General features: G+C 61.9%; 14 protein-coding genes. 10 read left to right on the forward strand and 4 right to left on the reverse strand.

The window, feature by feature from the left end:
* Positions 1–3 precede the first annotated feature (3 nt).
* The 8 genes from alkB to C4J86_RS13795 all read left to right on the forward strand — a co-directional run bounded on the left by alkB (position 4) and on the right by C4J86_RS13795 (position 8,133).
* Positions 4–669: a DNA oxidative demethylase AlkB gene (gene alkB, locus C4J86_RS13760; RefSeq protein WP_124370798.1), complete on the forward strand. Its 666-nt coding sequence runs from the start codon at positions 4–6 to the stop codon at positions 667–669.
* 133 nt (positions 670–802) lie between these two features.
* Positions 803–1,864: a nitronate monooxygenase family protein gene (locus tag C4J86_RS13765; protein WP_124370799.1), complete on the forward strand. Its 1,062-nt coding sequence runs from the start codon at positions 803–805 to the stop codon at positions 1,862–1,864.
* Positions 1,865–1,960: 96 nt separating this feature from the next.
* Positions 1,961–2,713 (forward strand): molybdate ABC transporter substrate-binding protein, encoded by a 753-nt coding sequence (modA, locus tag C4J86_RS13770; protein ID WP_124370800.1) that lies wholly within the window; start codon positions 1,961–1,963, stop codon positions 2,711–2,713.
* Positions 2,714–3,394, forward strand: coding sequence for a molybdate ABC transporter permease subunit (gene modB, locus C4J86_RS13775; RefSeq protein ID WP_124370801.1), 681 nt, complete (start codon positions 2,714–2,716; stop codon positions 3,392–3,394).
* Between the two features lie 5 nt (positions 3,395–3,399).
* Entirely contained in the window at positions 3,400–4,479 is a 1,080-nt protein-coding gene (gene modC / locus C4J86_RS13780) for a molybdenum ABC transporter ATP-binding protein (protein ID WP_124370802.1), read from the forward strand.
* Between the two features lie 75 nt (positions 4,480–4,554).
* Positions 4,555–5,604: a DNA topoisomerase IB gene (locus C4J86_RS13785; RefSeq protein ID WP_124370803.1), complete on the forward strand. Its 1,050-nt coding sequence runs from the start codon at positions 4,555–4,557 to the stop codon at positions 5,602–5,604.
* A gap of 125 nt (positions 5,605–5,729) precedes the next feature.
* The gene (locus C4J86_RS13790; protein ID WP_124370804.1) at positions 5,730–7,364 is read left to right on the forward strand and encodes an ATP-binding cassette domain-containing protein; all 1,635 of its coding nucleotides are present in this window, start codon (positions 5,730–5,732) and stop codon (positions 7,362–7,364) included.
* Between the two features lie 64 nt (positions 7,365–7,428).
* Positions 7,429–8,133: a YoaK family protein gene (locus C4J86_RS13795; protein WP_124370805.1), complete on the forward strand. Its 705-nt coding sequence runs from the start codon at positions 7,429–7,431 to the stop codon at positions 8,131–8,133.
* A gap of 121 nt (positions 8,134–8,254) precedes the next feature.
* Here C4J86_RS13795 and C4J86_RS13800 read toward each other — a convergent pair whose 3' ends face one another.
* The 4 genes from C4J86_RS13800 to C4J86_RS13815 form a co-directional block, all read right to left on the reverse strand.
* Entirely contained in the window at positions 8,255–8,608 is a 354-nt protein-coding gene (locus tag C4J86_RS13800) for a hypothetical protein (protein ID WP_124362984.1), read from the reverse strand.
* A 172-nt stretch (positions 8,609–8,780) separates the two neighbouring features.
* Entirely contained in the window at positions 8,781–9,092 is a 312-nt protein-coding gene (locus C4J86_RS13805; protein WP_124362985.1) for an AzlD domain-containing protein, read from the reverse strand.
* Complete coding sequence (locus C4J86_RS13810; RefSeq protein WP_124362986.1) at positions 9,089–9,784, reverse strand: AzlC family ABC transporter permease; 696 nt, start codon at positions 9,782–9,784, stop codon at positions 9,089–9,091. Before C4J86_RS13810 ends, C4J86_RS13805 begins: the two co-directional genes overlap by 4 nt.
* Positions 9,785–9,855: 71 nt before the next feature.
* Positions 9,856–10,071: a hypothetical protein gene (locus C4J86_RS13815; protein ID WP_046068240.1), complete on the reverse strand. Its 216-nt coding sequence runs from the start codon at positions 10,069–10,071 to the stop codon at positions 9,856–9,858.
* Between the two features lie 772 nt (positions 10,072–10,843).
* On the opposite strand from C4J86_RS13815, the gene ltrA reads away from it, so the two are divergent.
* Both ltrA and C4J86_RS13835 read left to right on the forward strand, forming a co-directional pair.
* Positions 10,844–12,211 carry a group II intron reverse transcriptase/maturase gene (gene ltrA / locus C4J86_RS13825; RefSeq protein ID WP_124370008.1) on the forward strand — a complete coding sequence of 456 codons (1,368 nt, stop codon included), beginning with the start codon at positions 10,844–10,846 and terminating at the stop codon, positions 12,209–12,211.
* A 415-nt stretch (positions 12,212–12,626) separates the two neighbouring features.
* Entirely contained in the window at positions 12,627–12,827 is a 201-nt protein-coding gene (locus tag C4J86_RS13835) for a helix-turn-helix transcriptional regulator (RefSeq protein ID WP_124370806.1), read from the forward strand.
* Positions 12,828–12,841: the final 14 nt, after the last annotated feature.

Genomic DNA, 12,841 nt, shown 5'->3' on the forward strand with positions numbered 1-12,841 from the left:
GCCATGCTGGGCCCTCCTGCTGACCTGTTTGCCGACGACGCCCTGCAACAGCCCGCAAGGCGCGAGAAGATTGGCGAAGAGTCTTATGTTCTGGGAGGCTACGCCCTGCCCTGGGTTGAGCGTTTACTGCCAGAGTTGCGGCGTATCCTGGCCCAATCGCCGTTTCGGCAGATGGTCACGCCCGGCGGCTTTACCATGTCGGCCGCGCTGAGCAGTTGCGGCGAGTTGGGCTGGACGACCGACAAGGCCGGCTATCGCTACAGCCCACTCGATCCGCGTAGCCAGCAGCCTTGGCCGCCAATGCCCGACGCGTTGCGCGAACTGGCGATATCGGCGGCAAACGCGGCGGGCTTCCCCGATTTCTCACCGGATGCCTGCCTGATCAACCGCTACGTGCCCGGCGCAAAAATGTCCCTGCACCAAGACAAGAACGAGCGGCGCTACGATGCACCGGTGGTCTCGGTGTCCCTCGGTCTGCCGGCGATTTTTCTGTTCGGTGGTCACCAGCGCAGTGACAAGGCGCAAAAGATTTCGCTGTTCCACGGTGATGTGGTGGTCTGGGGCGGCGTGGATCGCCTGCGCTACCACGGGGTGATGCCGGTCCGAGAAGGCGTTCACCCGATCATGGGGCCGCAACGCATCAACCTGACCTTTCGCACCGCCGGCTGATTTGACCGCAAGCTTCGCCCGTTAACCCGCTGCACAACGCACCGCCCCCGTCCAGTGAATAAAACAGACTGGCCGGGCGCCAGGGGGCCTGCTAAAACAGCGCAACGCCTTACTGAAGCTGGAGACGCACCCCATGAGCACCTGGCCAGACACGCGCATTATCGATCTGCTGGGCATCGACCTGCCCATCATCCAGGCCCCGATGGCGGGAGCGACCACTACCGCCATGGTGATCGCCGCCTGTCAGGCCGGTGCGCTGGGGTCCATGCCTGCGGCGGCGCTGAGCATCGAGCAACTGCGCGAAGCATTGACCGTCATTCGCCAGGCCGGCCCCCGCCCGCTCAATGTCAACTTTTTCTGCCACCAGGCGCCCGAGGCGGACGAGGCGCGCGACCAACGCTGGAAAGCATTGCTGGAACCCTACTACCGCGAACTGGGCGCCGATTTTGATGCGCCGACTCCGGTATCCAATCGTGCGCCCTTCAACGAAGCGGCATGTGAAGTGATTGAAACCTTCCGCCCTGAAGTCGTCAGTTTTCACTTCGGTCTGCCGGAACAATCCTTGCTGGCCCGGGTAAAAGCCAGCGGGGCCAAGGTGTTGTCATCGGCTACAACGGTGGAGGAAGCGGTCTGGCTGGAAGCAAATGGTTGTGACGCCGTGATTGCAATGGGCATTGAAGCCGGTGGGCATCGCGGGATGTTTCTCGGCGACGACCTCAATAGCCAGATCGGCTTGATGGCGCTGCTGCCGCAAATCGTCGACGCCGTCAGCGTGCCGGTGATCGCTGCCGGTGGTATCGCCGACTCGCGCGGGATAGTCGCGGCCTTTGCCTTGGGCGCCTCGGCGGTGCAGGTCGGCACGGCGTATCTGTTCACCCCAGAAGCCAGCGTCAGCGCTGCCCATCACCATGCGTTGCGACATGCCCAGGCCAGCGAAACAGCCCTGACCAATCTGTTCACCGGCCGTCCGGCGCGGGGCATTGTCAATCGGGTGATGCGTGAGTTGGGCGCGATCAACCCCGCTGCGCCGGCGTTTCCACGGGCCGGTGGCGCGTTGATGCCGCTCAAGGCCAAGGACGAAGCCGGCTTCAGCAACCTGTGGGCAGGCCAGGCCTTGCGCCTGTGTAATGAACACTCAACTTATGACCTGACCCGCCATCTGGCAGAGCAGACCTTGGCCAAACTGCAACGTTAGCGCTTGGAACAACGCGGCACTGTACCGGCAGCAGGCAATCGCTATATATTCTCCTACATAGCGCTACCCAGCCGTACATCCTCAGGGAGTTGTTTAATGTTGATCCGCGCCTCACGCCTGGGCCCCCTGCTTGCCGCCTTTGCCTTGGGTTCGGCGCATGCCGATGAGGTCCAAGTCGCCGTGGCCGCGAACTTTACCGCGCCGATCCAGGCCATTGCCGCCGACTTCGAAAAAGACACCGGTCACACGCTGATCGCGGCCTACGGGGCGACCGGGCAGCTCTATACCCAGATCAAGAACGGCGCGCCGTTCGAAGTGTTCCTCAGTGCCGACGACACCACCCCGCAAAAACTCGAGGCCGAAGGCGATACCGTCAAGGGTTCGCGCTTTACCTACGCGGTTGGGACCTTGGCCTTGTGGTCGGCCAAGGAAGGCTATGTGGATGCCAACGGTGACGTGCTCAAGCAGAACGCCTTCAGGCACCTGTCCATCGCCAACCCGAAAGCCGCGCCCTACGGCCTGGCAGCCACCCAGGTGCTGGCCAGGGAAGGCTTGACCGACAAGGTCAAGGACAAGCTCGTCGAAGGCCAGAACATCACCCAGGCCTATCAATTCGTCTCCACAGGTAACGCCGAGTTGGGCTTTGTGGCGTTGTCGCAGATCTATAAGGACGGCAAGGTGTCCAGCGGCTCGGCGTGGATCGTACCGTCGTCCTTGCATGACCCGATCAAACAAGACGCCGTAATCCTCAATAAAGGCAAGGACAGTGCTGCCGCCAAGGCACTGGTTGACTACCTGAAAGGGCCGAAGGCCGCTGCGGTGATCAAGTCCTACGGTTACGAGCTGTAAATGCCGCTGACGAGCGCCGATTTTTCCGCGATCTGGTTGACGGTCAAACTGGCGTCGCTGACCACTGTGATCCTGTTGGTGATCGGTACGCCGATTGCCTTGTGGCTGTCGCGCACCCGTTCCTGGTGGCGCGGCCCGGTGGGGGCCGTGGTTGCGTTGCCATTGGTGTTGCCGCCGACGGTCATCGGCTTTTACCTGCTGTTGTCCATGGGGCCCCATGGCTACTTCGGCCAGTTCACCCAGTGGCTCGGCCTGGGCACCCTGACTTTCAGCTTTGCCGGGCTGGTGATAGGGTCGGTGATCTACTCCATGCCCTTCGTCGTGCAACCGTTGCAGAACGCGTTCTCAGCCATCGGCACGCGCCCGCTGGAAGTGGCCGCGACCTTGCGCGCCGGTCCTTGGGACACTTTTTTCACAGTCATCCTGCCGCTGGCACGCCCGGGCTTCATTACGGCGTCGATTCTCGGCTTCGCCCACACCGTCGGCGAGTTCGGCGTGGTGCTGATGATCGGCGGCAATATTCCGGACAAGACCCGGGTGGTTTCGGTGCAGATCTACGACCACGTCGAAGCCATGGAATATGCCCAGGCCCATTGGCTGGCCGGCGCGATGGTGGTGTTCGCATTCCTCGTGCTGCTGGCGCTCTACTCCAGCCGTAAAACCAACATGGGCTGGAGTTGAGCGCGATGATTGAAGTACGTCTGCACTTGAAATACTCCGGCTTCGCACTGGACGTGGAGCTGCAACTGCCCGGCCGTGGCGTCACCGCCCTGTACGGCCCGTCGGGCTCCGGCAAAACCACCTGCCTGCGCTGTATCGCTGGCCTGGAGCGCGCCGAAGACGGATTTGTGCAGATCAACGATGAGGTCTGGCAAGACAGCCGTAGCGGGCAGTTCGTGGCGCCGCATAAACGCGCCTTGGGTTATGTCTTCCAGGAGGCGAGCCTGTTCCCTCATCTGTCGGTGCGGGCCAATCTGGCGTTTGGCCTCAAGCGCATCCCGCGTTTGCAGCGGCGTGTGGAGATGGCCCACGCCACTGAGTTGCTGGGCATCGCGCACCTGCTAGAGCGCAATCCGCAGCATCTGTCCGGCGGTGAGCGCCAGCGCGTCGGCATCGCACGCGCGTTGCTCACCAGCCCCCGATTGCTGCTGATGGATGAACCCCTGGCGGCCCTCGACAGCCAGCGCAAAAATGAAATCCTGCCCTATCTCGAACGCCTGCACGACGAACTGGATATCCCGGTGCTCTACGTCAGCCATGCCCAGGACGAAGTGGCGCGGCTGGCCGACCACCTTGTCCTGCTCGGCGACGGCAAGGTGGTGGCCAGCGGGCCCATCGGCGAAACCCTGGCGCGGCTCGATCTGCCCCTGGCACGGGGCGACGATGCCAGTGTGGTGGTCACGGGCAGCGTGATTGCCTACGACGATCACTATCAGTTGCTCACCCTGCAATTGCCCGAATGCCCGCTGCAGATACGCGTGGCCCACACGCCGATGGCCGTGGGCAAACAGCTGCGGGTAAAAATTCAGGCGCGGGACGTCAGCCTCAGCCATCAGGCGCAGGAACACAGCAGCATCCTCAATCGCCTGCCGGTGACGGTCATCCAGGACGTCGCCGCAGATAACAGCGCCCATGTACTGGTACGCCTGGATGCCGGTGGCACGCCGTTGCTGGCGCGCATCACGCGGTTCTCGCGGGATCAGCTACAAGTGCAGCCGGGCCAGGTGCTGTGGGCGCAAATCAAGGCGGTGGCGGTGCTGGCCTAAACCATTTGGCACGACCGCAGGGCGACGCGGTCAATCAGACATACCGGCCTGATCCATTGCCAAGGAACCTGCACCATGTCCGACTCTTCGCCGCCCGTCGCTCTGCCTCGCGACCTGCATTACGTTGACGACACCCAACCCGGCATCCGCCGCAAAAAACTGCGTGGCAAGTTTCAGTATTTCGGCCCCGACGGCGAGCGCATCACCGATGCCGATGAGATCAAGCGCCTGAATGCCCTGGCGGTACCGCCCGCCTACACCGATGTGTGGATCTGCGCCGACCCGCAGGGGCACCTGCAAGCCACCGGCCGCGACGCCCGTGGCCGCAAGCAGTACCGTTACCACACGCGTTGGCGCGAAGTGCGCGACAGCGACAAGTACGCGCGGCTGCAGGCATTCGGCAACGCCCTGCCCAAGTTGCGCAAACAGCTGGAAGCCCAGATCGCCGAACCCGGCTTCACCCGCGAAAAGGTGCTGGCCACGGTGGTGATGTTGCTCGATGCCACGCTGATCCGTGTCGGCAATACTCAGTACGCCCGCGACAATAAATCCTACGGCCTGACCACCCTGCGCAACCGCCATGTGGACATCAAGGGCAGCGAGATAAAATTCCAGTTTCGCGGCAAAAGCGGCGTGGAGCATCAGATCAGCGTCAAGGACCGGCGCCTGGCCAGCGTGGTCAAGCGGTGCATGGAGCTGCCGGGGCAGAACCTGTTCCAGTATCTGGACGAGGACGGTCAACGCCATACCGTCAGCTCCCAGGACGTCAATGCTTACCTGCATAGCCTGACCGGCGAAGATTTCACCGCCAAGGACTATCGCACCTGGGCCGGCACGGCCATGGCGCTGGCGGTGTTGCGCGAGTTGGCGTGGCAACCGGAGTCCGATGCCAAACGGCACGTGGTGACCATGGTCAAGGACGTCGCCCGGCAGTTGGGGAATACGCCGGCGGTGTGTCGCAAGTGCTATATCCACCCGGCGGTGCTGGAGCATTTCAGCCTGGGTGAGTTGTCGAAACTGCCCAAGCCACGGGTGCGCAAGGGGCTGAAAGCCGAAGAAGTCGCCCTGGCCATGTTCCTTGAGCAACTGGCCGCCGACTTGCCCGGCCAAGCCAAGGTGGGTTAGCCTCTGCCTCCCTTCTGAATCGCGGGACGATCGCCGACGTGAACAACTAAGCCTTCCAAAATGTATCTGCAACAAGCCCGCCTGGCGCGCTTGTTGGCCTGTTCGACATTTTCCTGGAGGTGCTGATGACTCACGTCAACCGGCTGCCCGTACTGGTCTCCCTGCAACACCTGTCTTTCCAGTTCGCCAATGGCGAAACCTTGCTGGAAGACCTCACCTTGTCCATCGACCACACGCCGACCGGCATTGTCGGCCGCAACGGGCGTGGCAAAAGTATCCTCGCGCAACTGATCGCCGGCATCCTGCAACCCTCCTCAGGTACGCTGAACGCACCGGCCCAGGTGGCTTACGTGCCCCAGACCGTGGCGGTGCGGCCGGGTGCGACTGTCGCCGATATCACCGGCACCACCCAATGCCTGGCAGCCCTTGCACGCATGGCCCAGGGCACAGGCGTGGCCGGTGACCTGGAACTGATCGATGATCGCTGGGACCTCGCCGAACGCCTGCGCGTGGCCCTGGATACGGCGGGGCTGCCCTCGCTCAGCGCGACTTCCCGGGCCGACCGGCTCAGTGGTGGCCAATTGGCCAAGGTGGCGCTGATCGGCGCATTGTTGGCGGCGCCGCCGTTACTGATCCTCGACGAACCCAGCAACCACCTCGACAGCCTCGGGCGCGTTTGGCTGCTGCAGCAATTGTCGCAATGGCGTGGTGGCCTGGTGGTGGTCAGCCATGATCGCCAATTGCTCAACGCCATGGGCCGGATCATCGAACTGTCGCCCCTGGGTGCGCAGGTGTATGGCGGCAACTACAATGCCTATCTTCAGCAACGCGACACACAACGGCAGGCGGCTATCGCGGCGTGGGAACACGCCCGCGAACAGCGCAGCCGCGAACGCCGGCGCTTGCAAAAGGACCATGACAACCTGCAGCGCAACGCGGCGCGTGCACGCCAATATGCAGCGACCGCCAACGTCGACCGGTTTACCAAGGCACGATGGAAAAGCGCGGCCACGCAAATCGTCAGCACCCTGGGCAGCGCCCATCATGATCAAAAAGACACCCTCAATGCGCAGGTGCGCCAAGCTTACGAGCGCGTGGTGGACGAGACGCCGACCTTGTTGGCCTTGCCGGGTGCGGCGGTGCCCAACGGCCGCCAGGTTCTGAGCCTGCAACAGGCACAGTTGCCCTGGCTGGATCCGCAGGCACCTTCCACCTTTCTGACGCTTGACCTGACCGGCCCCATGCGGGTGGCTGTGCGCGGGCCGAACGGTTGCGGCAAATCCACCCTGCTCAAGCTGCTTGCCGGGCAATGGCAAGCGCTCAGTGGGACGTGCACGGTGGCGCTGCCCTGCGCGTATATCGACCAGCACCTGACGCTGCTGGATGACCGGCGCACTGTCGTCGAACAGCTCAACCTGCTCGACACGCCGCTGGTCGAAGCCGAATTGCGCACGCGCCTGGCCTTGCTGCAACTGGATGCCTTACGGGTGACCCAGCCGGCAGGCCAACTCAGCGGTGGCGAGCGGTTGAAAGCGGCGATGGCGATCGCTTTGTGGCGCGGCGTGCCGGCGCAACTGTTGCTGTTGGACGAGCCGACCAACCACCTCGACCTGGAGACGGTGAGTGCCTTTGAACAGGCCTTGAAAGGTTTCACCGGGGCATTGCTGGTGGTGTCCCACGATGAAGCCTTCCTGCAGGCGACCGAGCCCAGCCATTACTTGAGCTGGCACAGCACGGGCTGGCGCCTGGAGCCGGTGTGAGGTGATTGCGCGCACACGCAAAGCGCCCTAGGGTAGTGGCCGAATAACTTCACTGGAAAGCCCTATGCTGCCTTCGCCCGCCAAGCCTTATACCAACGCCGCGCTCGCCCATCGACAGCGCTGGCGTGGGCGTGTGGGCTTGATGCTGGTGGCCGGTCTGTCGGTACTGGCAGGCATGACCGATGCCATTGGTTTCATGGCCAGCGGCGATTTTGTCTCGTTCATGAGCGGCAACACCACGCGCCTGGCGGTTGCGATCAGTGCGGGCGACCTTGGCCTTACCGGGCGGTTGCTGTTGCTGGTTGCCACCTTCATCGTCGGCAATGCCTTGGGCGTGATTGTCAGCCGCGTAAGCAAGCGTCGCGCGCTGCCCTTGTTGCTGAGCATCGGCGCGCTGCTCTGCGGCGCGGCGCTGCTGCCATGGGCCGAGACCCTGCCCGCCCTGTTAGCGGCGATTATCGCCATGGGCATGCTCAACGCGGCCGTCGAGCAAGTGAACGGGGTGCCGGTAGGGCTCACCTATGTCACGGGGGCGCTGTCGCGTTTCGGTCGCGGGCTGGGCCGCTGGTTGTTGGGCGAGCGCCGCAATGGCTGGCGCATGCAGCTGATACCTTGGGCGGGGATGTTTATCGGCGCCGTGATCGGCGCGCTGCTGGAGCAGCAGATCGGCCTGCGCGCCCTGTGGGTCAGCGGTGCGTTGGCGGGGCTATTGGGCCTGGCGACCCTGGCGATTCCGCGACGCTGGCAGTTGGGCTTCATGCCACGCTGAACAGTGGCCCCGGAAGGAGGTGCCCGCCCGACGTTTAAGCCTCGACATCCGTGTACCGGTAAAGAGCCATTACGTCGGGCGAGCGGGTGAATAATAGGCCAAATATGACCAAGGCAAGGTATTAAAGACAAGTGGCGAGTGCGGCCAAACGGCGTTTGGCGGGCATCGTGTCTTCTGCGGCGTAATACTTGACGGTAGAACCTGCGCCCGTGCTCAGCACATCCACAAAGTAGTCACCGCCGGTGGTGTACACCGTGAAACCCCCGGCCTCGGTGGCTTCCTTGAAGCCGCCGGCGTCGACGCCAAACACGCTTTCGTCCTGCCAGCCGTACTGGATGCATTGGGCGACCACCAGGGTCGCCTTGTCCGAGGCCATGGTCTTGTAAGGGCTGCCCGCGCGCGCCTCTTTCATCTTCGAACCCGCGCAACCGGCCAGTGCTGCCAGTACCAATGCGCCTATCACCGCTTTATGCATGCTCGTGCTTCCCTGGAAAAACCGTGACTCTACCATTGCGCCGCCGCCAACTGACGCGCCCATGAATTTTGTTTCACTGTGCAGGCAAAACCGGGCGCTTATAGTGGCCAGGCTCATTTTCAAGAAGTCCTCCTTCTGCCCGCCCTCCGGCGGGCTTTTTTTCGCCTGCGGCTCACAACCACCAGCGCAACAGATAGAACAACACCATGCTCGACAACACCGTGATCAGCACGCTGCGCGTCCAAATCATCAGCGCCACGGCGCAGATGCCAGCCAGCAAATAGGGGTTGCTCGGGCTCAGGTTGAGCTGATGGTCTTTGATGAAAATAATCGGCCCGCAAATCGCAGTGAGCATGCCCGGCACGGCGAACCCGAGGAACTCACGCGCCCCCCGATTGAGCCGCACCGGCAGGCGCGGTTCGATAAACAGGTAGCGATTGAAAAACACCACCAACCCCATCGCCACAATCATCAGATAGATCATCGCTGGCCGACTCCCAGGCGCTTGCAGGCGAACCCGGCACTCATTCCCAACACCCCCGAGACCACCACCGCCGATTCCCAGTGCAGGTAACTCAGCCACACCGAGCATAACAGCGAGACGGCAACGCAGACCACTGTCGGCACGTCGCGCACTACCGGTGTGATCAGGGCGATAAAGGTTGCGGCAATCGAAAACTCCAGCCCCAACTGGTCCAGGCCGGGAATGCTTTTGCCCAGGACGATGCCGGCCAGGGTAAACAGGTTCCAGATGATATAGAACGTCAGGCCGACACCCAGGGCATACCAGCGATTGAAGGTCTGGCGGTCATAGTGGTTGACCAGGGCAAAGAACTCGTCGGTCAACAGAAAGCCCAGGCTCATGCGCCAGCGGGTGTTGAGCGAGGACAGCGTCGGACGCATGTGCATGCCGTAGAGCAAGTGCTGGGAGGTCAGCAGCAAGGTGGTCAGCACGATGGAGATCAGGCTCGCGCCGCTTTTGACCATGCCGATCGCCACCAACTGAGCGGCACCGGCGAACACGATGGCGGACAACCCTTGGGCTTGCAGCGGGGTGAACTGCGCATCGATTGCCATTGAGCCGGCGAGCAAGCCCCAGGGGGCACAGGCCAGGGATAACGGAATAACGGCGATTGCGCCACGCGTGAACGCGTCATGAGGGAGGGCAGTAGGCATGGATGAGGCTCATCGACAGACAGTCGACAAGCATGCCAGCGCGCCCAGGCACTTGTCTTGAACGATCTTGCTCAGGCGAGCTTTACCGACACCAGCTCCACCGAGTCGCGCGCTTCGCGCAGTTCGTAGGCGTCCTGGTTCAACCGGTGAATCGTGTTGAGCAGGCGCTGGCGCAGCACCTCATCGCCGAGTTTTTCGACGGCACGCATCAGGTCGAACGCGGCGGTTTCGTTATTTTCCGCAACGGAATCCAGGGTCTTGCGCAGGTTACGAGTGGCTCGGGTCACGCGGTCTCTTCCTTCATCAGCAATGGGCGGCACTTTAGGACATTCGTGTTTCAGTTTAATTTCAATCACTTGTGGCTGATTAGAAGGCAGTTGATCCACGTCAAACGAAATCAGGATTTGGCTTACATTGAGGCTTATCCGTTTGAGCACGGGTATCTACATAACTTTGGCGTGACCCAGAACGCGTGGCCAGGGAGCTTGCTCCCGTGACGTCTCGGCAGGCGACGAATGCCTAAACTGATGCCCCGCGACCAAAATGTGGGAGGGGCGGTGCGACGATTCGACTTGCCCCCGATGGCGGCCTGACAGCCGACCGAGATGCTGGATCAGAGCGAGTACATATCCGTTGCTGCGGTAACGGCGGCTTAGGGTTCCGCCCTGACGGCGGGTCACTTGTGCGCCCGGCATGGGCGCCATCTTGGAGGTGAAAGTCCTCTCGTAAGCTGGCCACAGCGAACGAAGCGAAGCGCAACTGCAGAAGGGTGACCGACTGTGGGGAGGAAGCGTGGAGCATAAACCTCGAGCCGAGGTACACGAATCGCATCTGAGGCGGATTCGGTCAGGGCGAGCAGCCAAGTGCCTGCGAAGCTCTTGTGGCCTAAAGGCCGGATACGTAAATGCGGCGGTTGTGAGGTGAAGGATGGCGTTCTTACCCGGGGAGATCTCGCCTCATGCCTGAAAGGGCGACGGTGTGAGCCGGAGCGAGAAGTCAGCAGAGGTCGTAGTAGCTGCTTGGCAGTGAAGGACCAAACGAGAAGAAAAGCGGTTTGACATGACGATACAGCAGGCCATGCAACAGATGCCCGGGCAACCGGGGCGGGAAGCGACGGCGAAGGGTGAATCTCCAAGCTGCGCGTCCAGCGTTGAAGCTGGCTGTCCGCGACATGATCCAAACCCCACAGGAGAGGGGCTGCTACAAGCAGCCCTTAGCAAAGAAAACTTACTGCTTGCCCTCAAACGGGTGCGTTCTAACAAAGGTGTTGCGGGTGTGGACGGTCTGACGATCGACGAAACCGTGCAACACCTGAAAACGGCATGGCCGGGAATACGCAGCCAGTTACTGGCAGGTGAATACCGGCCTGCTCCCGTGCGCAGGGTCCTGATCCCGAAACCGGATGGTGGCGAGCGCAAGCTTGGCATCCCGACGGTCACGGACAGACTCATTCAGCAGGCACTATTGCAGGTTCTCCAGCCGTTGCTGGATCCTGGTTTCAGTGAACACAGCTACGGCTTTCGTCCGGGGCGCAGCGCTCACCAGGCCGTTCTGGCGGCGCAGCAATATATCCATTCGGGGCGTCAGGTTGTGGTGGATGTCGATATCGAGCAGTTTTTCGATTGCGTCAACCATGACCTGCTGATCGCCCGACTGAGCAGGAGGGTGACTGATCGGGGCGTACTGTGCCTGATCCGGGCCTACCTGAACTGCGGGACGTTGATCGGAAAAGACGTAGTGATCAACAGGCAGGGGACGCCGCAAGGCGGCCCGCTTTCACCGCTGTTGGCGAATGTGGTGCTGGATGAAGTGGACAAGGAACTGGAACGAAGAGGTCATTGCTTCGTCAGGTATGCGGACGATGCCAATGTTTATGTACGCAGCCCCAAAGCCGGCCTGCGGGTGATGGCAGTGCTCCAACGCCTCTACGGTCGCCTTGGGTTGCGCATGAACGAAGGCAAGAGCGCAGTTGCCAGTGTGTTCGGTCGAAAATTCCTTGGGTACGGCTTCTGGCTGACACCCGACGGAAAGATCAGGCGCTGGGCAACAAACAAGGCACTCCAGGCTTTCAAACAACGCATCCGGGAATTGACTTCGCGTAACGGCGGTCGAAGCCTGGAGCAGGTCATTGGAAGATTGAGGCCGTACCTACTGGGCTGGAAGGCGTATTTCTGCCTGTCGCAAACCATAGCGATGTGGAAACGGCTGGATGGATGGATACGTCGAAGACTCAGGGCAATCCAGCTCAAGCAGTGGAAGACCGGCAGGACGACCTATCGTGAGCTGTGCAGGATGGGGGCGACCCCGGATCTAGCTGCGCAAATAGCGGTGGATAGCCACAGGATCTGGCACAACAGCGCCGGGCTGATTCATAGCGTTCTGACGGTCGCGTGGTTTGATCGGCTGGGGCTTCCCCGCCTCAGTTAACCTGAACTTCTCGAACCGCCCGGTGCGGACCCGCATGCCGGGTGGTGTGGCAGGGGAGCGGCCAGATGGCCGCCCCCTATGCCGATTTGAAAAGCGCAAAAGTAAGCAAAACGCTCTTGCCCCACCACTCGGCACCTCGCCTAGGCTCGGTGTGCCCGTAATCCGACAGTGATTTGGGGGGCCGCCGCCACGCGCCATCCATGGCGCGGGGCGGCTAAACCGGCATCCCTGCCGGTTTACCCCCCAAATCACTGTCGAATTCCGGCCAGCGTGGTTTAACGGGGCGCCTCAGATCAAGAGCAGGATCAAGAGCAAGATCAAGAACGGCTCGCTTCGCATCGTGGTAACGGTTGGCTGCTACAACGTTGTGTAGATACCTACGCCGCCTGTGCGAAGCCGCAGATATGCAAACGCCATGGATAGATCGGCCCCGACCCTGTTTAAATGCCTGGCCAACGCCACCCGAGCACAGTTGATGCGATTGATCCTGCGCAAAGGCGAACTTTACGTGGGCGAACTGATCCATGCCTTGGATGACAGCCCGCCAGGGTTGCAAAACGACGCGCGGCGTCTGGATGCAATGGGCGACAGATCACAACAGGCCAGCAGTTGCTGAGCCATCGGAGCGTT

Origin of the sequence: Pseudomonas sp. R2-7-07 (assembly GCF_003852355.1) — a bacterium.
In the GTDB taxonomy this organism is placed as follows: Bacteria; Pseudomonadota; Gammaproteobacteria; order Pseudomonadales; family Pseudomonadaceae; genus Aquipseudomonas.

Excerpts from the sequence above, each read along its gene's own strand:
- C4J86_RS13795 (WP_124370805.1), top strand. The coding sequence starts at position 7,429 with ATGCTGCCTTCGCCCGCCAAGCCTTATACCAACGCCGCGCTCGCCCAT.
- C4J86_RS13785 (WP_124370803.1), top strand. The coding sequence starts at position 4,555 with ATGTCCGACTCTTCGCCGCCCGTCGCTCTGCCTCGCGACCTGCATTAC.
- C4J86_RS13790 (WP_124370804.1), top strand. The coding sequence starts at position 5,730 with ATGACTCACGTCAACCGGCTGCCCGTACTGGTCTCCCTGCAACACCTG.
- alkB (WP_124370798.1), top strand. The coding sequence starts at position 4 with ATGCTGGGCCCTCCTGCTGACCTGTTTGCCGACGACGCCCTGCAACAG.
- modB (WP_124370801.1), top strand. The coding sequence starts at position 2,714 with ATGCCGCTGACGAGCGCCGATTTTTCCGCGATCTGGTTGACGGTCAAA.
- C4J86_RS13800 (WP_124362984.1), bottom strand. The coding sequence starts at position 8,608 with ATGCATAAAGCGGTGATAGGCGCATTGGTACTGGCAGCACTGGCCGGT.
- ltrA (WP_124370008.1), top strand. The coding sequence starts at position 10,844 with ATGACGATACAGCAGGCCATGCAACAGATGCCCGGGCAACCGGGGCGG.
- C4J86_RS13810 (WP_124362986.1), bottom strand. The coding sequence starts at position 9,784 with ATGCCTACTGCCCTCCCTCATGACGCGTTCACGCGTGGCGCAATCGCC.
- C4J86_RS13835 (WP_124370806.1), top strand. The coding sequence starts at position 12,627 with ATGGATAGATCGGCCCCGACCCTGTTTAAATGCCTGGCCAACGCCACC.
- C4J86_RS13805 (WP_124362985.1), bottom strand. The coding sequence starts at position 9,092 with ATGATCTATCTGATGATTGTGGCGATGGGGTTGGTGGTGTTTTTCAAT.
- modC (WP_124370802.1), top strand. The coding sequence starts at position 3,400 with ATGATTGAAGTACGTCTGCACTTGAAATACTCCGGCTTCGCACTGGAC.
- C4J86_RS13765 (WP_124370799.1), top strand. The coding sequence starts at position 803 with ATGAGCACCTGGCCAGACACGCGCATTATCGATCTGCTGGGCATCGAC.
- modA (WP_124370800.1), top strand. The coding sequence starts at position 1,961 with ATGTTGATCCGCGCCTCACGCCTGGGCCCCCTGCTTGCCGCCTTTGCC.